19 protein-coding genes are annotated in these 23,401 nt (G+C 60.6%); 13 read left to right on the plus strand and 6 right to left on the minus strand.

The window, feature by feature from the left end; translation table 11 throughout:
- Positions 1 to 62: 62 nt before the first annotated feature.
- Complete coding sequence (locus tag L6D63_RS17255) at positions 63 to 1,541, plus strand: sensor histidine kinase (protein WP_047295113.1); 1,479 nt, start codon at positions 63 to 65, stop codon at positions 1,539 to 1,541.
- Here the strand turns inward: L6D63_RS17255 and L6D63_RS17260 are convergent, their stop codons facing one another.
- Positions 1,542 to 2,240 carry a response regulator gene (locus L6D63_RS17260; RefSeq protein WP_131670212.1) on the minus strand — a complete coding sequence of 233 codons (699 nt, stop codon included), beginning with the start codon at positions 2,238 to 2,240 and terminating at the stop codon, positions 1,542 to 1,544.
- A gap of 306 nt (positions 2,241 to 2,546) precedes the next feature.
- Here L6D63_RS17260 and L6D63_RS17265 point away from each other — a divergent pair, with 306 nt between their 5' ends.
- The 7 genes from L6D63_RS17265 to argE all read left to right on the plus strand — a co-directional run bounded on the left by L6D63_RS17265 (position 2,547) and on the right by argE (position 10,924).
- Positions 2,547 to 4,283, plus strand: a complete 1,737-nt coding sequence (locus L6D63_RS17265; RefSeq protein ID WP_095666852.1) for a type I secretion system permease/ATPase — start codon at positions 2,547 to 2,549, stop codon at positions 4,281 to 4,283.
- The gene (locus L6D63_RS17270; RefSeq protein WP_052510567.1) at positions 4,284 to 5,630 is read left to right on the plus strand and encodes an HlyD family type I secretion periplasmic adaptor subunit; all 1,347 of its coding nucleotides are present in this window, start codon (positions 4,284 to 4,286) and stop codon (positions 5,628 to 5,630) included.
- A 19-nt stretch (positions 5,631 to 5,649) separates the two neighbouring features.
- Positions 5,650 to 6,966: a TolC family outer membrane protein gene (locus L6D63_RS17275; protein ID WP_131670211.1), complete on the plus strand. Its 1,317-nt coding sequence runs from the start codon at positions 5,650 to 5,652 to the stop codon at positions 6,964 to 6,966.
- 185 nt (positions 6,967 to 7,151) lie between these two features.
- Positions 7,152 to 8,471, plus strand: coding sequence for a flavin-containing monooxygenase (locus tag L6D63_RS17280; RefSeq protein WP_047294907.1), 1,320 nt, complete (start codon positions 7,152 to 7,154; stop codon positions 8,469 to 8,471).
- Positions 8,472 to 8,528: 57 nt separating this feature from the next.
- Complete coding sequence (locus tag L6D63_RS17285) at positions 8,529 to 8,945, plus strand: RidA family protein (RefSeq protein WP_003225869.1); 417 nt, start codon at positions 8,529 to 8,531, stop codon at positions 8,943 to 8,945.
- Between the two features lie 153 nt (positions 8,946 to 9,098).
- A complete protein-coding gene (locus L6D63_RS17290; protein ID WP_047294908.1) occupies positions 9,099 to 9,776 on the plus strand; it encodes a DUF1028 domain-containing protein in 678 nt (225 codons plus the stop codon).
- Positions 9,773 to 10,924: an acetylornithine deacetylase gene (gene argE, locus L6D63_RS17295; protein WP_121184944.1), complete on the plus strand. Its 1,152-nt coding sequence runs from the start codon at positions 9,773 to 9,775 to the stop codon at positions 10,922 to 10,924. The genes L6D63_RS17290 and argE overlap by 4 nt, the downstream gene beginning before the upstream one ends.
- Before the next feature lie 19 nt (positions 10,925 to 10,943).
- Here the strand turns inward: argE and L6D63_RS17300 are convergent, their stop codons facing one another.
- Positions 10,944 to 11,855 (minus strand): LysR family transcriptional regulator, encoded by a 912-nt coding sequence (locus L6D63_RS17300; RefSeq protein ID WP_121184942.1) that lies wholly within the window; start codon positions 11,853 to 11,855, stop codon positions 10,944 to 10,946.
- A 398-nt stretch (positions 11,856 to 12,253) separates the two neighbouring features.
- On the opposite strand from L6D63_RS17300, the gene L6D63_RS17305 reads away from it, so the two are divergent.
- Entirely contained in the window at positions 12,254 to 13,669 is a 1,416-nt protein-coding gene (locus L6D63_RS17305) for a purine-cytosine permease family protein (RefSeq protein ID WP_047294914.1), read from the plus strand.
- A gap of 104 nt (positions 13,670 to 13,773) precedes the next feature.
- Positions 13,774 to 14,397, plus strand: a complete 624-nt coding sequence (locus L6D63_RS17310; protein ID WP_047294916.1) for a glutathione S-transferase family protein — start codon at positions 13,774 to 13,776, stop codon at positions 14,395 to 14,397.
- Between the two features lie 3 nt (positions 14,398 to 14,400).
- Here L6D63_RS17310 and L6D63_RS17315 read toward each other — a convergent pair whose 3' ends face one another.
- Together L6D63_RS17315 and ptrR are read right to left on the minus strand one after the other, a co-directional pair.
- The gene (locus L6D63_RS17315) at positions 14,401 to 15,063 is read right to left on the minus strand and encodes a M24 family metallopeptidase (RefSeq protein WP_095666857.1); all 663 of its coding nucleotides are present in this window, start codon (positions 15,061 to 15,063) and stop codon (positions 14,401 to 14,403) included.
- Positions 15,064 to 15,146: 83 nt separating this feature from the next.
- Complete coding sequence (gene ptrR, locus L6D63_RS17320) at positions 15,147 to 16,025, minus strand: putrescine utilization regulator PtrR (RefSeq protein WP_047295115.1); 879 nt, start codon at positions 16,023 to 16,025, stop codon at positions 15,147 to 15,149.
- 103 nt (positions 16,026 to 16,128) lie between these two features.
- Between ptrR and L6D63_RS17325 the strand changes: the two genes are divergently transcribed.
- On the plus strand, positions 16,129 to 17,520 hold the full coding sequence (locus tag L6D63_RS17325) for an aldehyde dehydrogenase family protein (RefSeq protein WP_131670209.1): 1,392 nt from the start codon (positions 16,129 to 16,131) through the stop codon (positions 17,518 to 17,520).
- Between the two features lie 150 nt (positions 17,521 to 17,670).
- Here L6D63_RS17325 and L6D63_RS17330 read toward each other — a convergent pair whose 3' ends face one another.
- Entirely contained in the window at positions 17,671 to 18,840 is a 1,170-nt protein-coding gene (locus L6D63_RS17330; RefSeq protein ID WP_131670208.1) for an acetyltransferase domain-containing protein, read from the minus strand.
- Positions 18,841 to 19,020: 180 nt separating this feature from the next.
- Between L6D63_RS17330 and L6D63_RS17335 the strand changes: the two genes are divergently transcribed.
- The gene (locus L6D63_RS17335) at positions 19,021 to 19,617 is read left to right on the plus strand and encodes a paraquat-inducible protein A (RefSeq protein WP_041062800.1); all 597 of its coding nucleotides are present in this window, start codon (positions 19,021 to 19,023) and stop codon (positions 19,615 to 19,617) included.
- On the plus strand, positions 19,614 to 20,303 hold the full coding sequence (locus tag L6D63_RS17340; protein WP_047294924.1) for a paraquat-inducible protein A: 690 nt from the start codon (positions 19,614 to 19,616) through the stop codon (positions 20,301 to 20,303). Before L6D63_RS17335 ends, L6D63_RS17340 begins: the two co-directional genes overlap by 4 nt.
- Here the strand turns inward: L6D63_RS17340 and ydiJ are convergent.
- Positions 20,236 to 23,262 (minus strand): D-2-hydroxyglutarate dehydrogenase YdiJ, encoded by a 3,027-nt coding sequence (gene ydiJ, locus L6D63_RS17345; protein WP_131670516.1) that lies wholly within the window; start codon positions 23,260 to 23,262, stop codon positions 20,236 to 20,238. The two genes, L6D63_RS17340 and ydiJ, sit on opposite strands and share 68 nt — an antisense overlap.
- Positions 23,263 to 23,401: the final 139 nt, after the last annotated feature.

Consider the following 23,401-nt stretch of genomic DNA (forward strand, 5'->3'; position numbering starts at 1 on the left):
GATATCCGTTGGCTCGCAAGGTTTTTCAACCGACTTACCACGATCATCAGGAAATCGACGCGATGGCAAAAGATGCAAAAGTCGAATCAAAACACGAGACTTTTGTCGCCGACGAGACTGAGACTTTGGTCGAGTCAAGGTCCGTCTCCAGAGGCGCCTGGCGCTCACGCTTCAAACTGCGCACACGTCACTTGAGCCGCTCCACCCAGTTTGTAATGGCCGCTGCGCTGATCCTCGGGCTGACCATGTTGTTCGTCGGCAAACTGGTGAGTGCGCGCATAGAACGGGCGGCCGTGCAAAGTGCCGCCGAGGCTGGCGCGCATTACATGGAAGCGTTTCTGGAGCCTTACGTGCAGGAGATGAGTCGCGATAACGGCCTGTCACCCGCCAGCATCAAGGCGCTGGATCGACTGATGGAAAGCCGTTCACTGAAGCGCCACATTGTCTCGATAAAGATCTGGCGCGCCGATGGCACCGTGGTTTACAGCACGGACAAGTCCATCACCAACCGGCAGTTCCCGATGGATGAAATCGCCGATGCGCTCAAAGGCGAAGTGGTCACCGACCTCGAAGATCTGGATCAGGAAGAAAACGAGTTCGAGCGCAAACTCAACGTTCCGCTCTACGAAATTTATGCACCATTGCGCGAGTTCACTACCCGAAAAGTGATTGCCGTGGGTGAGTTCTATGAAAAGGCTGAAAGCCTGGAGCAGGAAATCAGCCGCGTGCGCCAGCAGGTCTGGCTGGTGGTCGGTACCGCCACCCTGGCGATGCTGGCGCTGCTGTTTTTCCTCGTGCGACGCGGCGACCAGATCATCCAGCGCCAACAAGTGTCACTGCAATTACGTTTGCTGGAACAAACCCGACTGCGCGTCAGCAATGCGGCACTGCATCGCAAGATCAACACCGCGACCCAAGAATTCTCCCGCATCAACGAATTGACCCTGCGTCGCATCGGCGCCGACCTTCACGATGGTCCAGCGCAATTGTTGACCCTGATTCTGATCCGCCTGGACGATCTCGCCGAGCACTGCGACACGCTCGATCAGGAATCGCTGGAAACCATCCGCGGCGCCGCTACTGATGCGCTGCGCGAAGTGCGCGATCTTTCGCGAGGTCTGGCCCTTCCGGAAATCAACGACCTGACGTTGACGCAAGAACTGCATCTGGTGGCGCAGCGGCATGAGCAGCGCACCGGCAGCAAGGTGCAGCTAAACGTCTCGCCGCTGCCCGACTCCGCACCGCTACCGGTCAAGCTGTGCCTCTACCGGTTTGTTCAGGAAACCCTCAACAATGCCTATCGCCATGCGCAAGGCAAAGACCAGGCGATCATCGCTCATCATATCGACGGAGCGTTGCTGGTTACCGTCAAGGATGGCGGGCCCGGAATGGCCGCGGATGCATTGCTGGTCGATGGCCACGGTAGAAACCGGCTGGGTCTGGCCGGTCTGCGTTATCGCGTAGAGTCGCTGGGCGGCGTGTTCAGGATCCAGTCGTCACCAGACACCGGCACCGCGGTCAGTGCACAACTCAAATACTGATCAAGAACCCCCGTGGGCATCCAGCTGTGACGGTACCGGACCGACATGCAAACGACCGACAGCCTCACGCTCCCAATGGCGCCTGAGCGCCGTGACCGCTTCAACACGGTTGCGCGCATGCAACTTCTGCATGACACAGGTCATGTAGTACTTGACGGTTTTTTCGCTGATGAAGAGCTTCGATGCCACTTCCTTATTGGTCAGGCCTTTTGAAACCTCGCGGATGATCTGCTCCTCCCTGTGCGTGAGGTCGATCTTGCGCACCTCAGCTTCATGCCGCTTGAAATTGCTCAGCAGTTTGTTGGCAAATTCTGGGGTGATAAACGTTTCGCCTCTGGCAATCGAACGGATGGCCTGCACCAGATCCGGTCCGCTGACGCCCTTCAACACATACCCACGCGCGCCGGCCTCCAGTGCCGAATAGGCGTCATCCTCAGATTCGGAGACGGTCAGCATCAGCACCTTTACCTCCGGCAGTTGCGTGGCGATGTATTTGACTGCGGCAAATACATCGCCCGGCATGTTGACGTCCATCAACATCACGTCCGGCCTCATCCGTTGTGCGATATCACGAGCGTCATCAGCACTGCCACCCTGCTCCACAACCTGCAGGTCGGTCCTTTTTCGCAGGGTATTGGCGACACCTTCACGCAGCAGAGGATGATCATCGGCAATGCCGATGCGGATGAAAGGATTCATGACGCACTCCTGAAATGGCTGAGCATTCAGACACCCAGTGATTAATAGCAGGAAACCTGCAGCGATGCCGGGTGCCGGCGGCGTCCGTGGCGGGGAAATTAGACTTAAGTCGGGCGATTTTTAACCGTCAATAAGCTTTCTTCGTAACAAGAAACTCAAAAAATCCACAACAACCTGTTGTTTTGCAAAGCGCTACTGACAGTCAAAAATATGCCGCTCGCTAAAAAGCCGGATCGCACCTTTATCCGACCAACAGTCACTCTCCTACGCTGAGCTACATGACGCTACGGCATTGGAACCTTCCCGATGAACAAGAAAAATCACTCGCGATCCGAGTTGGCCGACGTGTTTTTTCGGTTGCGCCGCACGTTTTATTCGCTGGCCGGATTCAGTGGTGTGATCAACGTGCTGATGCTCTCTCCCGCCATTTACATGCTGCAGGTCTATGACCGGGCGCTGGTCAGCAGCAACCTGACCACGCTACTGATGCTGACGATTCTGATGATCGGCCTGTATACCTTGCTGGCCATGCTGGAAGTGGTGCGTACCCGGGTGATGATCCGCGTTGGCAACCGTCTCGACATGGCCCTCAACCGCCGTGTGTTTACCGCTGCTTTCGAGCGTAACTTGCAGCGCGCCGGCGGCAATCCTGCCCAGGCACTGCAGGACCTCGCACAGGTACGTCAGTTTCTGACCGGCAATGGCTTGTTCGCGTTTTTCGATGCGCCCTGGACGCCGATTTACCTGTTTGTCGCCTATCTGATTCATCCCTTGCTGGGCATCGTCACCCTCTGTGGCTCGCTGGTATTGGTGGCGCTGACATGGCTCACCGAGATAGCCACGAAAAAGCCGTTGGGCGAAGCCAATATCGCTGCACAGATCTCGGGAACTTTCGCCAATAACAATCTGCGCAACGCTGAAGTCATTGAAGCGATGGGCATGTTGCCGGCGATCACCGGTCGCTGGTTCGACAACCATCTGCAGATTCTGCAAATGCAGACCCTGGCCTCGGATCGAGCCGCCTATATCAGTGGTCTTGGGCGGTTCGTGCGGATTACCCTGCAATCACTGATCCTCGGCACTGGCGCCTTGCTGGCTATCGAAGGCTCGATTACGCCGGGCATGATGATCGCCTGTTCGATCCTCAGCGGCCGTGCACTGGCGCCGGTGGAGCAACTGATTGGCGCCTGGAAACAATTGCTGACCAGTCGTCGTGCGTGGGGACGGCTAAAGAACCTGCTGAAGGATTTTCCACAGCGCGCCGATGCGATGAAGCTGCAAAGACCGCTGGGCATGATCTCGGTCGAGCACTTGCATGCCGGGGCTCCAGGAATGACCCAGGCGATCATTCACGGGCCCAACTTCAATCTTTCACCCGGTGAATCACTGGGCATCATCGGCCCCTCCGCCTCAGGCAAATCAACACTGGCGCGTTTGCTGGTCGGCATCTGGCCGGCGCTCAGCGGCAAGGTGCGTCTGGACGGCGCCGACGTCTACCTGTGGAACAAGCAGGAACTCGGCCCATGGATCGGCTATCTGCCCCAGGATGTGGAACTGTTCGAAGGCAGCATCGCCGACAACATCGCGCGTTTTGGTGACATCGACAGTGATGCGGTCATCATCGCTGCCAAGCGAGCAGGCGTCCACGACATGATCCTGCGCTTTGCTCACGGTTATGACACGACGCTGGATGTCGACGGCAATCCGTTGTCCGGCGGCCAGCGCCAGCGCATTGGCCTGGCTCGCGCGCTGTATGGCGAACCCTCGGTGATCGTGCTTGACGAACCCAACGCCAACCTTGACGACGCCGGGGAAAAGGCCCTGATCGAAGTACTTGAGGATCTCAAACAACGGCGCTGCACCACTGTGCTGATCAGCCACCGACCAAGCATTCTCGGTACCGTCGATAAAGTTCTGATGTTGCGTGAAGGCAGCACTCAATTGTTCGGCCCTCGTGAAGAAGTGTTCGCCGCGCTGCGCCAGACCAGCGTGCTGCCAACCGTGGGTTCGCCAACCCTGTCTGCCGTGCGCGGGAGAGAATAAATGGGCACGTTGAGTGTGGATGCGCATGGCCGGGAGCTGATGCGCGCCATGGCCGACATCGATGTCGATGATCGGCGCCCGGCGCGCTGGGGTGTACTGCTGGTGATCGTCGGTTTTGGCAGTTTCCTGCTCTGGTCGTGGCTGGCGCCGCTAGACGCCGGGATCGTTGCCAGCGCAACGGTCAAGGTCACCAGTAACCGCAAGGCCATTCAGCACCAGACTGGCGGCACCATTGAAGCCATTCTGGTGCGCGAAGGCGATAACGTCAGCAAGGATCAGGAACTGGTACGGCTGGACGCCACTCAGGCGCTCTCGGAACAAGGCGTGGTGAATGCCCAGTTCATCGCTACCAAAACCATGGAGAACCGTCTGCAAGCTGAACGCGACGGTTTGCCGGACGTCGTATTCGATCCGCTCATGCTCAAGCGCTATGCCGCCAACGAACACCTGGCGGAGGCCATCCGCTTGCAGCGTCATCTGTTCGAAACGCGGCGCGCCAGTCTGGCCGGCGAACTCGACATCCTGCGTGAATCGCTTAACTCCGCCGATGCGCAGATCAAGGGACTGCAACGCGTCTACAACGCACGCGCCTCACAGATCGGTTTTCTCAATCAGGAACTGGTTGGGGTGCGCCAACTCGCCGCCGAAGGCTACGTGCCGCGCAATCGGATGCTGGAGCTGGAGCGTAGCGGATCCGATCTGAACGCGTCCCAGGCCGACAATCTGAACAACATCGCCCGCGCCCGGGGCCAGGCCGCCGACATCAAGTTACGGATCATTCAGCGCGAGTACGACTACCGCAAGGAAGTGCAGTCGCTGTTGGCTGATGTGCAGAAAGAAAACAGCACTCTCACCGATCGCTTGCAAGCCTTGGACTATCAGGTTCGACACACCGTAATCCGTTCGCCCATCGACGGCATGGTGCAAGGGCTGGGTGTGTCGACTGTCGGCGGCGTGATTGCACCCGGTTTCAAAATCATGGAAATCGTCCCCGCCCATGAGCCGCTGCAAATCGACGCAATGATTCCGGTGCAAGCGATCGACCGCATGAACCCGGGGCTGCCGGTGACCATTTCATTTCCCGCATTCAACCATGTGCAAACGCCGAACATCCCGGGGAAGGTGCTGACCATCTCGGCTGACCGGCTGATGAGTGAGGACAACAAACAACCCTATTACCTGGCGCAGATTGAAGTTACCCAGGACGGGATGACGATGCTTGGCAGCAATCACATACGCGCGGGCATGCCCGCCTCAGTGACGATCAAGACCGGTGAGCGCAACATGCTGAGCTATCTGTTGAAACCATTGCTCGACCGCGTCAACAGCGCGTTCAAGGAGCAATGAGGTGCACCGGATCATCGGCATGACAGTGCTGTTGGTCCTGGCGCAGCCAGTGCCGGCACTGGATCTTCGCGAGTCCTGGAATCTGATGCAGTTTCAGGGCCCGACCTACCTTTCCGCCGGTCACGAAAGAGAGGCGGCCCTGGAAAACCGAGCGATCGGCAAGGCGGGACTACTGCCAAAAATCGGTATCACCGCGTTCGACAATCACATCAATGGCACGCAGAAGCAGCCTGATTTCTACGGCAACAACCACACCAACGATCTGAACTACGCCTCTCGCGGTGCCACGCTGCAACTGCGCCAACCATTATTCAACAAACAGAAAATGGCCGAGTACCGCCAGGGCCAGTACCAGGCCGAATACGGTAACGCAGTGTTCGATGGCAAGGCTCAGGACTCGGCAGTGCGCCTGGCCGGGCGCTACTTCGACGTGCTGCTGGCTCATGAAACCGCCAAGCTGGCGGCGGCCAAGCTCAACGCGCTGAATGAGCAGGTGGCGTCCACTCAACGCCGCCGCGAGCTGGGTGACGGTACCGTGACCGATGTCGATGAGGCCGTGGCCAGGCGCGACCTGGCTCAGGCTGAGCTGATCGAAGCTCAGGACAGCCTCGTCGTCGCCAGACGTCAACTGCAGGAATACATTGGCGAAGCACCCGAGCAGGTCGCCACACTGCAGGAAACCTTTCCCACCCCACCCCTGCAGCCCAACACTCTGCAGGAGTGGATCATCCGCGCGGGAACGGACAACCCTTCGATCCGTGCCCGACGCTTGAACGTTAATACTGCTGATGAAGAAGTCGCCAAGGCAAAGGCCGGTCACTGGCCGACCCTCGATCTGGTACTGGGTTACACCGCCGCCGACAGTGAAACCCTGTCCACCCAGAATCAACGCAACCGCTACACCTCGGCTGGAGTGGAGTTGAACATTCCGTTGTACAGCGGCGGTTATGTCAGCGCCCGGGCCCGGCAGAGCGTCGCCACACGGGATCAGGCAGAAGAGGATCTGAATGCAACCCGCGAGGAAATCATCTCCGGCACCACCCGGGAATTTCGCAGTGTGCAAAGTGGAGAAGCGCGAATCCACGCGCTGGAAAAAGCCGTCATGTCCAGCGAACGCTCGCTGATGTCGTCGAAGAAAGGCTTTCTCGCCGGCAGTAGCACCAACATCGATATCCTCAATGCTCAAGAGCAGATCTTCACTGCTCGCCGAGACCTGTTTGAAGCCAAGCTGCGCTACTTGCTGGCCAGGCTGCGACTCGCTGCCGACGTTGGCGCACTGGGCGACGATGATATCGAAAACGCCAACGCCTACCTGGGCCCAAGACTGACCTTCTGAATACCTCAGATCATCCGAAGCCCTTTAACCACGGGGTTCTCAGAGCGTTGCATCAGAATTTTATCTTCACATCCCAGCTTAATAATATTTTACCGATACCCCCCTCCTGCCTAGTCTGACCGCAAGCAAAACGGACAAGCCTGAAGCGATCCGAATCCACTTGCCTTGCCAGGAAGGATGTACAAATGAGCACTGAAACAATAAAAACAGACACGCTTGTCGTGGGCGCCGGACAGGCGGGGGTGGCGATGAGCGAGCACCTGAGCAAACTCGGTGTACCGCATCTGGTGCTGGAGCGCAGCCGCATTGCCGAACGCTGGCGCAGCGGGCGCTGGGACTCGTTGGTGGCCAACGGTCCGGCGTGGCACGACCGCTTTCCGGGGCTGGAATTCGATGACGTTGATCCCGATGGTTTCGCCCCCAAGGAGCGCGTCGCGGACTATTTCGAAGCCTACGCGAAGAAATTCAATGCGCCGATCCGCACCGGCGTCGAGGTCAAAAGCGTGGTGCGCAATGTCGGGCGTCCGGGCTTCACTGTCGAGACCTCCGAGGGCGTGATCGAGGCTAGCCGGGTGGTCGCGGCGACCGGTCCTTTCCAGCGTCCGGTGATCCCGCCGATTGCACCGCAAGACCCGCGTCTGTTGCAGATCCACTCCGCCGACTATCGCAACCCGCAGCAACTGCCCGACGGCGCAGTGCTGGTGGTCGGTGCCGGTTCGTCCGGCGTGCAGATCGCCGATGAACTGCAGCGTTCCGGCAAACAGGTTTACCTTTCGGTCGGCGCTCACGACCGTCCGCCGCGTGCCTATCGCAACCGCGATTTCTGTTGGTGGCTGGGGGTGCTCGGCGAGTGGGATCAGGCGGCGATGAAACCCGGTCGCGAACACGTGACCATCGCGGTCAGCGGCGCCCATGGCGGGCGCACCATCGATTTTCGTGGTCTGGCCCATCGCGGCATGACTCTGGTTGGCGTGACCGAGTCGTTCAACAACGGCGTGGTGACTTTCAAGCAGGACCTGGTCGACAACCTCAAGCGTGGCGATGACAACTACCTCGCCTTGCTGGATGCCGCCGATGCCTACATCGAACGCAACGGCCTCGACCTGCCGCAAGAACCTGAAGCGCGAGAGACCTATCCAGATCCGGAGTGCGTGAAAAATCCGCTGCTCGATCTGAATCTGGCAGAAGCCGGGATCACCTCGATCATCTGGGCCACCGGCTTCGCCGTGGATTATTCCTGGCTGCAAGTCGCGGCATTTGATGACAAGGGCAAACCGCAGCACCAGCGCGGCGTGTCCAGTGAGCCGGGGGTGTATTTCCTCGGGCTGCCATGGCAGTCGCGGCGCGGTTCGTCGTTTATCTGGGGCGTCTGGCATGACGCCAAACACGTGGCCGACCACATCGCCACCCAGCGCAAATACCTTGATTACAAAGATGCCGAGCAGCGTGAAGCCGCCCTGCATTCGACCGCCAACACGAAAGCCGCCGACACCGTCGACGCTTGATTGCCTACTTTCGCGGCGGTGCTTCTGCGCCGCTGAATACCCAGTCTGGAGCTGTACATGAGCAAGCCAACCCACACCCGCATCCGTATGTTCAACACCAAGGACACTTACCCAAACCAGACCCTGGACAACGACCTGTGCCAAGCCGTACGTGCCGGCAACACCGTGTATGTCCGGGGTCAGGTCGGCACTGATTTTGACGGCAATCTGGTGGGCCTCGGGGATCCGCGCGCGCAGGCCGAACAGGCCATGCGCAACGTCAAGCAACTGCTGGAAGAAGCCGGCAGCGACATGAGCCACATCGTCAAGACCACGACTTACCTGATCGACCCGCGCTACCGCGAGCCGGTGTACCAGGAAGTCGGCAAGTGGCTCAAAGGCGTGTTCCCGATTTCCACCGGGCTGGTGGTGTCGGCACTCGGGCAGCCGCAGTGGCTGATGGAGATTGATGTGGTGGCTGTGATTCCCGAGTAAGTCGGCAGACCGAGTCGCGGCTATCGCTGGCAAGCCAGCTCCCACAGGTTTTGAGGTGCTTACAGATTTTGTGACCAACCCAATAACTGTGGGAGCTGGCTTGCCAGCGATGAGGCCCGCAAGGACAACAAATTCCTCGAAAGGAGTTAGACCATGACCTTTTCAATCGCAGCCCGTTGCCCCGAAACCGGCCAGTTCGGTGTCGCCATCAGTTCCTCCAGCATCGCCGTCGGCGCGCGTTGCCCGTGGCTGCTGCCGGGGGTGGGTGCAGTATCGAGCCAGAACATCACCCTGCCGTCCCTCGGCCCGGAAGTCCTCGCGCTGATGGAACAAGGTCACGCGCCCGATGCGGCGCTGGACCAGGTGCTGACCCGCAACGGCTATAGCCAGTACCGGCAAATCACCGCGATCAACCACCTCGGCCAGACCGCGCATTTCAGTGGGGCGCAAACCCTCGGCGTGCACAACGCCGTGTCCGGCGAACAATGCGTGGCCGCCGGCAACATGCTCGCCGGGCGCGCGGTGATCGAAGCAATGGTCAGCGCCTTTGAAGACGGCGAAGGCCAATTGGCCGACCGCTTGCTCAAGGCCCTGCACGCCGCCCAGGCGCTCGGTGGCGAAGCCGGGCCAGTGCATTCGGCGGCCGTGATGGTGGTCGGCGAGCAGACCTGGCCGATCGTCAATCTGCGGGTCGACTGGGCCGACGAGAATCCGATCGGCGAGTTGCAAAGACTCTGGGACGCCTATCAGCCGCAGCTGCAGGACTACATCGATCGCGCGCTCGACCCGGCCAAGGCACCGGGCTATGGCGTTGCCGGAGATGATCGATGAGCAACAGCGCCGCGTTGCTCAAGACGCTGGTGGGCTTCGACACCACCAGCCGCGAATCCAATCTGCAACTGATCGAGTTCGTGCGTGATTACCTCGCTGGCTTCGACGTACCGTGCGAGCTGATCTACAACGCCGAGCGCAGCAAGGCCAATCTGTTCGCGACGATGGGCCCGGCCGGGCAACCGGGCATTGTGCTCTCGGGGCACACCGATGTGGTACCGGTCGACGGCCAGCCGTGGACCGTAGCGCCGTTCGAACTCAGCGAGCACGACGGCAAGCTGTTCGGGCGCGGCACCGCAGACATGAAGGGTTACATTGCCTGCGTGCTGGCCTTGGTGCCGGCGCTGGTGCAAGCAACACTGCGCATGCCGGTGCACATTGCCCTGTCTTACGATGAAGAAGTCGGTTGCCTCGGCGTGCGCTCGTTGCTCGCCGAACTGGAACAACGTCCAGTCAAACCTTTGCTGTGCATCATTGGTGAACCCACCGAACTGAAACCAGTGCTCGGCCACAAAGGCAAACTGGCGATGCGCTGCGACGTACACGGGCATCCGTGCCATTCGGCCTACGCGCCGCTAGGGGTCAACGCCATCGAGTATGCCGCCGAGCTGATCGGCGAACTGGGGCGCATCGGCCAACAACTGAAGGCACCCGAGCAGCACGACAGCCGTTTCGATCCGCCCTACAGCACGGTGCAGACCGGCGTGATCAGCGGCGGCAAGGCCTTGAACATCGTCCCCGCCGATTGCCGCTTCGACTTCGAAATCCGCGCCCTGCCCTCGCAGGATCCGAGCCTGGTCGCGCAGCAGTTGCAGTCCTACGCCGAGCAGCACGTGCTGCCGCGCATGCGGGCGGTCAGCGAGCACAGCGCGATTCATTTCAGTGAGCTGTCGGCTTATCCCGGCCTGGCCACCGATGCGCAGAGTCAGGCGGCGGAGCTGATCGCGGCGTTCTGCGGTTCGCGGGAATTCGGCACCGTGGCGTTCGGCACCGAGGGCGGGCTGTTCGATGCGGCGGGTATCCCAACGGTGGTCTGTGGTCCCGGCAGCATGGATCAGGGGCACAAACCGGACGAGTTTGTCAGTCGCGCGCAACTCGATGCCTGTGATGCGATGCTGCAACGGATGCTGGCTTTTATCCGCGCTTGAAACACGGCTCGACGTACGCTCAGGCGTACAGTCGAGCCAATTCCTCCCGACAGTGATCGACGAACAACTGCACCGGTTTGGTCAGTTGCACCCGGCGCAGCCAGGCGGCTGACAGGCCCGAGCCGGTCACGGTTTCCGCCAGCGGCACGCACACCACTTTCTGTCCGTCGTAGGTGTACTCGCCGAACGGCCGGGTCACCAGAATCGAAAAGCCGAAACCGCGCCCGACCATGCCGCGCACCATCTCGATCGACGGTGAGCTGAAAACGATGTGCGGGGTCAGTCCGCGCTCTTCGAAGATGCTCACGAAGTAGGTACGGCTCGGCACCACGTCGAGCAGGATCATCGGCTCCAGCACCAGATCGTGCAGCGAGACTTTCGTCTGTTGCGCAAAGCGGTGGTCGGCCGGCAGCAAGGCGTAAGGCTGCTGCGGGGGCATCAGCGAGGTGGTGTCGATGGTGCTGTCGAGGTCGTGCTCGAACAGCATCGCGACATCGATGCTGCCGGCGGTCAGCGCCTGCACCAGCTCCTGTTGCTCACCATCGCGAATGCGAATTTCCACCCCCGGCCAACGCTGCTTGAACCCGGCGATCAGGCGCGGCAGGTACAACGGCGCGACGGTTTCGAAACAGCCGATATCGATCTGCCCGGAAACCACGTCGTTGTCCGCCAGCGCGTTCTGCTCGAACTCATGCGCCACCCGCAGCAACTCCAGCGCCTTGCGATAAAACCGCGAGCCACTGGGCGTCAGCGACACGCCTTGGGCGTGATGGCGGATGAACAGCTGCACACCGAAGCTTTCTTCCAGATGCTTGATCGCGGTCGATACCGACGGCTGGGCGATATAGAGCTTGCGCGAGGCTTCGGCCACGCTGCCGCAGTCGGCGGTGGTGACGAAGTACTTGAGCTGGCGCAGGTTGTAGGCGGCCATATAAAACCTCTGCACGTGAGACAACGCTTTTGTGGTGAGGGGATTTATCTGTTGTCAGGACATTTATCTGTAGTCAGGGGGTTCTGTGGTGAGGGGATTTATCCCCGATGGGGCGCGAAGCGGCCCCTGTTTCTAAAGTCAAAAGAGGGGCCGCTTCGCAGCCCATCGGGGATAAATCCCCTCACCACAAAACTGTGTAAATCCAGAAAAGAGTGAAGCCTGAACATACCGGAGCTACGCATTACACGCGGCATATATTTTTTAAGGTCTGAAGCAACAAACTTACTAATTTATCTATCCCGGGCCTTTGCACATGATCGCTTCAACAAGAAATGCGCCGTTCGTGTCGGCGCTTATCGAAGTACGTCCACGTACTCATCCTTGCCTTGGAGTTCGTCATGTCCACCTCTGCAACAACGTCCGCCCCGCTCATTGAAAAACACACGATAGGATACGTGCCCCCCGAAGATCGCCACGGAAAGGTCAGGGATCTGTTCACGCTGTGGTTCGGCGGCAACATCGCGCCGTTGCCCATCGTCACCGGCGCGCTGGGCGTGCAGTTGTTCCACTTGAACCTGGTCTGGGGCATCGTCGCGATTCTGGTCGGTCACCTGGTCGGCGGCGTGCTGATGGCACTGCACTCGGCGCAAGGCCCGCAGATGGGCATTCCGCAGATGATCCAGAGCCGCGCGCAATTCGGCTCGCTCGGCGCGCTGCTGGTGGTGCTGATTGCCGGGGTCATGTACATCGGCTTCTTCGCCTCCAACATCGTGCTGGCCGGCAAGTCGCTGCACGGCGTGGTCGATAGCGTGCCGGTGCCGGTCGGCATCGTCATCGGCGCCCTCGGTTCGGGAATCATCGGCATCATCGGTTACCGCTTCATCCACGTGCTCAACCGCATCGGTACCTGGGTGCTGGGGATCGGCATCGTCGTCGGTTTCGGCTACATCTTCACCCATATCCAGACCGATGACTTCCTCACCCGCGGCAGCTTCAACCTCTCCGGCTGGCTCGCCACCGTGTCGCTCGCCGCGCTGTGGCAGATCGCGTTTGCCCCGTACGTGTCCGACTACTCGCGTTACTTGCCGGCGGACGTGAAAGTCTCGTCGACATTCTGGACCACCTATCTGGGTTCGGCGCTCGGCTCGAGCCTGGCGTTCATCTTCGGTGCCGTTGCCGTGCTGGCAACGCCCGTGGGCATGGACACCATGGATGCGGTCAAACTTGCCACCGGCTCGATTGGTCCGCTGATGCTGGTGCTGTTCCTGCTCAGCGTGATCAGCCACAACGCCCTCAACCTGTACGGCGCCGTGCTGTCGCTGATTACCCTGGTGCAGACCTTCGCCTACCGCTGGATTCCGACCGCCAAGAGCCGTGCGGTGATCTCGATCATCGTGCTGCTGGCCTGCTGCTTCGCCGCCGTCGGCGCCTCGAAGGACTTCATCGGGCACTTCGTCGACATGGTGCTGGTGCTGCTGGTGGTCCTGGTGCCGTGGACCGCGATCAACCTGATCGACTTCTACGCCATCCACAAGGGCCAGTACGACATCCAGTCGATCTTTCAGGTCGACGGCGGTATCTACGGACGCTACAACCCGCAAGCGTTGCTGGCCTACGCGATCGGCATCGCGGTGCAGATCCCGTTCATGAACACCCCGCTGTACGTCGGCCCGGTGTCGGCGCATATCAACGGCGCGGATCTGTCGTGGCTGGTGGGGCTGCTGGTGACCTCGCCGCTGTACTTCTGGCTGGCCAATCGTGACAGCGCCTACCGGCGGCGGATGACCGGCGGCAAACTGGCAGGCAGTCTCTGAATTTGATTCGCGGCAAAAAGAAGGCCCGCTGCTGTGCGGGCCTTCTGCGTTGTGGTGTGGTATTTGTTGAGCGTCTCCAGGTGACCACGAGAAAGGGAAAACTCATGCTGCGAATTCTGGGCAAGGCGTCATCGATCAACGTGCGCAAAGTGCTGTGGACCTGTGCCGAACTGCAGATCCCGTTCGAACGTGAGGATTGGGGCTCGGGCTTCAAATCCACCGACACGCCGGAATTTCTCGCCCTCAACCCCTGCGCCATGGTGCCGGTGATTGAGGACGGCGATTTCACGTTGTGGGAATCGAACACCATCATTCGTTATCTGGCCAACACCTATGCCGGCGCAGGCCTCTACCCCACCGCGCCGCGAACTCGCGCGCGGGTCGATCAGTGGCTCGACTGGCAGGCGTCGGAGCTGAACCGTTCGTGGTCGTATGCGTTCCTGTCGCTGGTGCGTAAGTCAGTGGATCACCAGGACCGCAGCGCGTTGGCCAACGGCGTCGAACAGTGGTCGAAGACCATGGGCATCCTCGATCAGCAATTACAGAAGACTGGCGCCTATGTCAGTGGCGAACAGTTTTCCCTTGCCGATATCCCCATTGGGCTGTCGGTCAACCGCTGGTTCGAAACGCCGCTCGCACATCCGGACTATGCCGCCGTCAGGGCGTATTACGAGCGTCTGAGCCAACGCGAAGGCTTTCGCCTGTATGGCAGGAACGGTACGCCGTGACGATCAAATCAGCAGATCTTCATAAAACGCGCCGAACGGGCGCTGCGGGTGGGCAATCTGGATTTCCAGAATCCACACACCGGCATTCGGCGCCTGGTCGAAATCACCGAGATTGCCGCCTTTGTAAATCGCGTGAGGGAAGTCGCTGACGCGGTGGCCCTTGATATCGAGATGAAGTACCCAACCCATGGCGTTGGCCTGATCGGTGGCGTAGCGGTACAACTCGACCCCGGACACGCCTTGGCGCCAGAACGCTTCGACCCGGTGGAACAGCTCCTTGGCCGCCGCCGCGCAAGCCATCATTTCCGGATCGGAACCGGTGGTGAACGTCGCCCCGGCATCGCCTTCGTGCCCCTGCCAGACCACGCCCATGTCGATGAAGAAAATGTCGTTTTCACCCAGCACCGGATCGCCATCGGAGCGTTGCTTGAAGGTCTTCAGGGTATTGGCGCCAAAGCGGATCAGCAGCGGATGCCAGATGCGGTCCATGCCCAGTCCGGCGAGGATCTGCTTGCCCTGCTCCTGGGCTGCGGATTCGCGCATGCCGGGCTTGATCACCTGGGCGATGGCATCGACGGCCTGCCAGGTCAGGTCCTGCGCATGACGCATGGTTTCCAGTACAAACCGCTCACCGACTGCTTCTTTACCGCTCAGGGCTGCACTCATTTGCTTGTTCCTCATGGCTACGCTGTATAGTTTTTTATATTGCGAAACGCCGATCAAGATACAGCCATGACACAACGTGTCAATTACTCTTCTGCACGCACCACGCCGCGCTCCTCCAGCAAACGTACAAACATGCTCAAACTGCGCGACACCGTACCCCGGCGCCACACCAGCCAAGTGGTCAAGTAGCGAAAATCCGCCGCCAGCGGCCAGACGCTGACCGTCGCGCTGCCGGGCATGCTCTGCAACATTTTGCGCGGCATCAGCGCCAACCCGGCACCGGCGCTGACGCAGGCGAGCATGCCGTGATACGACTCCATCTCGAAGATCTTGCCCGGCACAGCGGCGTCGGTACTGAACCATTTTTCGAAGTGGTGCCGGTAGGAACAGTTGGAGCGGAACGCGTAAATGTTTTCGCCATTCACATCCGCCGCACGCTGCACCGGGGCGTGATTGAGCGGTGCGATGATGACCATTTCCTCTTCGAACGCCGGCACGCCTTCCAGCGCCGGGTGCAGCACCGGGCCATCGACGAACGCCGCCGCCAAGCGCCCGGCCAGCACGCCATCGATCATCGTTCCGGACGGGCCGGTGGACAGGTCCAGATCGACCTTGGGATGCAACTGGTTGTACGCCGCGAGCAGTTCGGGAATGCGTACTGCGGCGGTGCTTTCCAGCGAACCGAGGGGGAATGCACCCTGCGGCTCTTCACCGGCGACCGTGGCCCGCGCCTCCTGCACCAGATCGAGAATGCGCCGGGCGTATTCGAGGAAACTCCAGCCAGCCGGCGACAGGCGCAGACGGCTTTTCTCGCGAATGAACAGGTCGACGCCCAGGTCCTGCTCCAGCTGTTTGATCCGCGTGGTCAGGTTCGACGGCACGCGATGTATCTGCGTCGCCGCCGCACTGATGCTGCCGTGCTCGGCAACGGCCTTGAAGATTTCCAGTTGCACCAGATCCACAGTCATTCTCCAATCGTGAAAGAATCGATCTTTATTATTCAGTTTCCAGAAAACAAACACCACCCTACTCTAGGCCCATCCACTGAACTCGCAGGAGCCAGCCATGAGCCAGATTTCCAGCCAGACCCACGCCATCTCGATCAACCCCGCCACCGGCGAACAGATCGGTCACTACGCCTTTGAATCCGCTGAGGCCCTCGACGCTGCGCTGACCCGCGCCGCATTCGGTTTCTCGAAATGGAAACGCAAGCCGCTGCAGGATCGCTCCCGCGCCCTGACCGCCCTCGCCGGCGCCCTGCGCGACAGCGCCGAAGCCATGGCAACCATGATCACCCAGGAAATGGGCAAGCCCATCGCCCAGGCCCGTGGCGAAATCGAAAAGTGCGCCAAGCTTTGCGAGTGGTACGCCGAAAACGGTCCGGCCATGCTCAGCGCCGAACCGACTCAGGTCGAGGGTGGCAAAGCGCGAATCGAGTACCGTCCGCTGGGCCCGATCCTCGCGGTGATGCCGTGGAACTTCCCGATCTGGCAAGTGCTGCGCGGCGCGGTACCGGCGCTGATCGCCGGCAATACTTACGTGCTCAAACATGCGCCGAACGTGATGGGCAGCGCCTACCTTCTGCGCGATGCCTTCAAGAGCGCCGGCTTCACGGACGGCGTGTTTGAAGTGATCAACGTCACTCCCGAAGGCGTTTCGACCGCCATCGCCGACCCGCGCATCGCCGCCGTGACCCTGACCGGCAGCGTGCGCGCCGGCATGGCCATCGGCGCTCAGGCCGGTGCCGCACTGAAAAAATGCGTGCTGGAACTGGGCGGTTCCGACCCGTTCATCGTGCTCAATGATGCTGATCTGGATGAGGCCGTGCAGGCTGCCGTCATCGGTCGCTACCAGAACTCCGGTCAGGTTTGCGCAGCGGCCAAGCGTCTGATCATTGAAGAAGGCGTGGTCGAGGCATTCACCCGCAAATTTGTCGAGGCCACGCGTCAACTGAAAGTCGGCGATCCGCTGTCCGCTGACACCTATATCGGCCCGATGGCACGTTTCGATCTGCGTGACGAACTCGACCAGCAAGTGCGCGACACCCTCGAAGAAGGCGCGACCCTGCTGCTCGGCGGTGGCAAGGCCCAAGGCCCGGGCAACTACTACGAGCCGACCGTGCTGGCCGATGTCACCGACCGCATGACCTCGTTCAAACAGGAGCTGTTCGGCCCGGTCGCATCGATCATCACCGCCCGCGATTGCGCCCACGCCGTGGCCCTGGCCAACGACAGCGACTTCGGCCTGACCGCCACGATCTACACCGCCAACGTGCAACTGGCTCAGCAACTGACCAGCGAACTGGACACCGGCGGCGTGTTCATCAACGGTTACTCCGCCAGCGACCCGCGCGTGACCTTCGGCGGCGTGAAGAAAAGCGGTTTCGGTCGCGAGCTCTCGCACTTCGGCGTGCGAGAGTTCTGCAACGCGCAGACGGTGTGGCTGGATCGAAAATAACACCGCCCCCTGTAGGAGCTTCGGCACGCTGCGATCTCTTGATTTTGATTTTCCAGATCAAAATCAAAAGATCGCAGCCTCGTTTCACTCGACAGCTCCTACAGGGTTTTACGTCGTGCGTTGATTGCGCGAGCGCAATGACCCCAGGGCTTACAGATACTTCAGCCAGGCGATATCACGGCGCCGCGATTTCAACGCGGAAAACCAATGCACCGCGGGGTACAGAGCCACCGCCAACAGCACCGACACCAGCCAGATTGCCGGCACCGAGTCGAATCCGAAATGGCTGCCCTGATTCAGTCCGAACAGCGCCAGCGCCATCAGGTAAAGCACCTTCAGCACGTACAGGTGCAGCAGATAGAAGAACATCGGCGCCGAACCGAAAACCGTCAGCCAGCGAATCCAGCGGCGCGTCTGCTGCCGTTCGAACACCCGCAATAACAGCAATCCGATGCTCACCGTCAGGGTGATGAACAGCAGCGATGGCGGGTACTTGGTGATGTTGAAAAACGCCATCAGCGTTTGCACGGTCGTGTCTTCAACCGTCCAAGGCTTTTCGCCATAAGCGTTGATCAGCCGCAGCCCGAAGAAGCCCAGCAGACCGGCGATACCGCCCAGTAACAGAGCCTGCTGACGGCTCCAGGCATCAGCCCCGCGGGCGAACCACGGGCCCAGCGCATAACCCAGACCGATCACGCCGATCCACGGCAACAGCGGATACGAAGTGCGCAAGCGCAGACTGTCCCCGACCTCGATCCAGCCCCGGTCATGCAGGATCGCCCATGGCACATGCAGTGCCGACTCCCGCGCGAAATGCACACCGTCGAGCAGGTTATGCCCGGCAATGATCGCCAGGCTCAGCGTCAGCAACAGCCAGCGCGGCAACCAGACCAGCAGCGACAGCGCGATCATGCTCAGGCCAATCGCCCAGATCACCTGCAGATAGATCACGCTCGGCGGTAACTGAAACGTCCACGCGACGTTCACCAAGGTGAATTCCAGCAGCACCAGAAACAGCCCCCGCTTGAACAGGAAGGCACTGACATCGGCCTTGCCCGCGTACTTTTCACCGAACAGCCACGCAGACAACCCGGTCAGCAACACGAACACCGGTGCGCACAGATGCGCCAAGGTGCGACTGAAAAACAACGCCGGCTCAGTGCTGGCGATATCCATCGGATCGGACACCTGACGATGCAACAGGAACGTCTCACGCACGTGATCCAGCAACATGAACAGGATCACCAGACCTCTCAAGGCATCAATGGACAGCAAGCGACCGGTCGGCGGCGGGTTGGAGCGAGCACAGGTAATCGTCATGGACATTTCGCCATCGAGTCAATGAATCAGGGGTCGCAACGGCGAGCCTCAACTTAAAAGTGCGTTACTCTATAACATAAAAAGTCGATTCCCAAGCCAATCGACATTTGCCCAATCACGTCAGGCTTCTATAGTGATCAGGCGCCCCCTGCCCTTTGCGCCAGCTGTCGAGCGTTGCCCATGACTTCAACCGAACACCTGATCATCTGCGAGCATTGCGATTGCGTGTATGAAAAAGTCGTGCTCGGCAAACACCAGAAAACCCTCTGCGTGCGTTGTGGCGGCGTGCTGCAGCGTTATAACGGCTTGACCGTCGAACAGCGGCTGGCCTTGACGTTCACCGCCGCCATGCTGTGGCTGTTCGCCAATTTCTACCCGGTGATGAGCATCAGCATGAAGGGCCTGAAGAACAGCGCGACGCTGTGGGATTCGGTGCTGGCGTTGAGTCAGGGGCCGATCACGTTCATGGCGATGGTCGCGGCGATTTCGATCATCATCGCCCCGGCCTTTCAACTGGTGCTGTTGATCTGGGTGCTGAGTTACGCACTGTCTTCACGGCGGGCACCGGGATTCAAGCTGTGCATGCGCTGGCTGGAAACCCTGCGCCCGTGGAGCATGCTCGAAGTGTGTCTGCTGGGGGCGATGGTGGCGGTGTTCAAACTCGCCGGACTGCTGGATGTATTGCCGGGCATCGGCCTGTTCGCCCTGGCGGTGCTGAGTCTGATGATGATCCGCATTGCCGGCCGCGACATTCGTGATCTGTGGGACATTTTATGAAGCGACCGGCGACCGCCAGCGAATTGAATCTGTGCCTGTGCCACAGCTGCGGGCTGGCTTGCGACATGACCGATGAACCGCACGAATGCCCGCGCTGCGATGCACCGCTGCATCGGCGCAAGACCAATTCCCTGACGCGCACCTGGGCCTATCTGTTTGCCGCGCTGGCGTTTTACGTGCCGGCCAACCTGCTGCCAGTGATGAACACGGTGATGCTCGGCAACGGTGCCGACAGCACGATCATGAGCGGCGTGCTGGAGTTCTGGGAAGGTGGCGCGTGGGACATCGCGCTGATCATTTTCATCGCCAGCATCGCGGTGCCGGGGATCAAGTTCGTTGCCCTGTCGCTGCTGCTGATCACCGTGCAGCGCAACAGCGACTGGGCGCGCCGCGAACGTTCGAAGCTGTACCGTTTCGTCGAGCTGATCGGCTACTGGTCGATGCTCGACGTGCTGGTGGTCGCCCTGGTCGCGGCGCTGGTGAAGTTCCAGGCGCTGGGCGATATCGAACCCCGCCCGGGCATCCTGTTTTTCGGCATGGTGGTGGTGTTCACCATGTTTTCCGCGATGAGCTTCGACCCGCGGCTGATCTGGGACAACGCCCCGGACGACGAACCACTCAGCGACGTACCACCTCAAGCAACACCTGCAACGGATGGCGCAGCGCCCGATCCGACTGGCGCTTGACCTGACTGCGGCAGGAATAACCGGTGGCCAGTGCTTCGCCCTGCTCCGCCGGTGCCTCGACCTGCCGCGCCCACGATTGCTCGTAGATCACCGCCGAGGTTTCACGGTTGCGCGCTTCATGGCCATAGGTGCCGGACATCCCGCAGCAACCGGTCGCCTGTGTCGCCAGTTTCAACCCGGCCCGTTCGAAGACCTGTTCCCACTGGCGAGTGGCGGCCGGCGCGTTGGTTTTCTCGGTGCAGTGCGCCAGCAGCCGGAATGACTGCGGCACGTCGCCACCAGCCTGCTCCGGCATCACCTTGAGCAACCACTCCTGCACCAGTGCAACTTCCGGGCACTCCAGCATGCCGGGCACTTTCTGGTATTCCTGGCGATAGACCAGCGTCATGGCCGGATCCAGCCCCAACAACGGCACGCCGATATCGGCCAGCTCACGCAGTTGTCGGGCATTGCGCAATGCTGCACGGTTGAACGCTGACAGGAAGCCCTGCACATGCAGCGGCTTGCCGTTGGCACTGAACGGCGCCAGATACACCTGATAGCCCAGCCGCGAAATCAGTTCCAGCAGATCCGCCAGCAGCGGCGCCTCGAAGTAACGAGTGAAGGCATCCTGCACCAAGACCACACTGCGCTCGCGCTGGGCCGGGGTCAGCGCCGACAGTGTCGAGACCGTCGCAGGCTGCACCTTCCAGCGGCGCAGCGCAGCGTGAAAATCAAAGCGGCTGAGCAACGGCACGTCGACCATGCCACCTAGACGCTCCAACTGTTGGCGCACGAATGAAGCGCCCATCAAACCGTTGTACAGCGCCGGAATCCGCGCCATGTATGGAATGCTGTACTCCAGCGAAGCAATCAGATAATCCCGCGCCGGGCGCAGATAACGGCTGTGATACAGCTCCAGAAACCGCGAACGAAACTCCGGCACATTGACCTTGACCGGGCACTGCCCCGCGCAGGATTTGCACGCCAGGCAGCCGGCCATGGCGTCATACACTTCATGGGAAAAGTCTGCACTCTGCCCACGGCTGTTGCGCCAACGGGTCCACAGGTTGCGGAAAAACGCCGGACGACGAATCGCATCAGACAGCACATCCACCCCCGCCTCGCCCTGCAAGCGCAGCCATTCGCGGATCAACGACGCGCGGCCCTTGGGCGATTGCGCACGCTCGCGGGTAGCCTTCCACGACGGGCACATGGCGTCGTCGGGATCGAAGTTGTAGCAGGCGCCGTTGCCGTTGCAATGCATGGCTGCGCCGTAGCTTTGCCAGACCTTTTCGTCGATCTGCCGGTCGAGTTCGCCGCGCAGGGTCACTTCGTCGATCTTCAACAGCTGCGCGTGGGTGTTGGCCGGCGTGGCGATCTTTCCCGGGTTGAACTGGTTGAACGGGTCGAACGCGGCTTTGAGCGCCTGCAACGCCGGGTACAGCTCACCGAAAAATGCCGGCGCGTATTCCGAGCGCAGGCCTTTGCCGTGTTCACCCCACAACAGGCCGCCGTAGCGCTGGGTCAGCGCAGCGACACCGTCGGACACCGGACGCACCAACGCCGCTTGCTGCGGATCCTTCATGTCGAGAATCGGCCGCACATGCAGCACGCCGGCATCGACATGGCCGAACATACCGTACTGCAAACCGTGGCTGTCGAGCAGTTCGCGCAGTTCAGCGATGTATTCGGCCAAGTGCTGCGGTGGCACTGCGGTGTCCTCGACAAACGGCTGCGGCCGCGCTTCGCCGGCAACGTTGCCGAGCAGGCCGACGGCGCGCTTGCGCATGCCATAGACCTTGTTCACCGCCGCCTGGCCGACCGCCAGGGTATGGCCGAGGCGTTCGACGGTGGTGTCGCTGCTCAAGTGTTCGAGGAAGGCTTCGACCCGGCGTTGCAGATCTTCAGGATCGTCACCGCAGAACTCCACCAGGTTGATCCCCAGTGTCGGCCGCTCGGCGCTTTCCGGGAAATATTCGGCGACGCCGTGCCAGACGATGTCCTGCATCGCCAGCAGCAACACCTTGGAATCCACGGTTTCAATCGACAGCGGCTTGAGCGCCATCAGCGCCCGGGCATCGCGCAACGCATCCATGAAGCCGGCGTAGCGAATGTTCACCAGCATCGTGTGTTTGGGGATCGGCAGAACGTTGAGCTTCGCCTCGACCACAAACCCCAGCGAGCCTTCGGCGCCGCACAGCACGCTGTTGAGGTTGAAACGATTGTCGGCCTCACGCAGGTGCGCCAGGTCGTAGCCGGTCAGGCAGCGGTTGAGATCAGGAAAGCGTTGCTTGATCAGCTCACCCTGCTCATCAATGATCTGCCGCGCACAACGATAGACTTCACCGACCCGGTCTTGACGGGCACACAACGCTGTCAGGTCGTCCTCCGCCAGCGCTGCACCGTGCAGGCGTTCACCGCCGCGCAGAATCATGTCGAGTTCCAGTACGTGGTCGCGGGTCTTGCCGTAGGTGCAACTGCCCTGGCCGCTGGCGTCGGTGTTGATCATGCCACCGACAGTGGCGCGGTTGGAGGTCGACAGCTCCGGGGCGAAAAACAGCCCGGCGGATTTCAGTGCGGCGTTGAGCTGATCCTTGACCACCCCGGCCTGCACCCGCACCCAGCGCTGCTCGACGTTGATTTCCAAGATGCGGTTCATGTGGCGCGACAGGTCGACGACGATGCCATCGGTCAGCGACTGACCGTTGGTGCCAGTGCCGCCGCCGCGCGGGGTGATCACCACTTGCTGATAAGCCGGCTCGGCGATCAGCCGAGCGACCCGTGCCACATCCTCGGCATCCATCGGAAACACCGCCGCTTGCGGCAGGCGCTGATAGATCGAATTGTCGGTGGCGAGCACTACGCGGCTGGCGTAATCGGCACTGATCTCACCACGAAAGCCACTGGTTTTCAGGGCTTTGAGGAACTGTTGGTAATCCGTGGTCAATGCGGTGGCGGGCGACAGCTGGGCAATCATCGGTCGGGAAATCTCGGTCAATATCGGGCCGTGTGGCGGTGAACAGTTGTGCGCAATGAATGATTGCGTCACGCTCCCGCCATCTCATGGTGCTTATGTTCATTGCTTGGCGCCGTCGGGACAAACGTAAAATCGACCC

Origin of the sequence: Pseudomonas parakoreensis, assembly GCF_021602155.1 — a bacterium.
Taxonomy (GTDB): Bacteria; Pseudomonadota; Gammaproteobacteria; order Pseudomonadales; family Pseudomonadaceae; genus Aquipseudomonas; species Aquipseudomonas parakoreensis.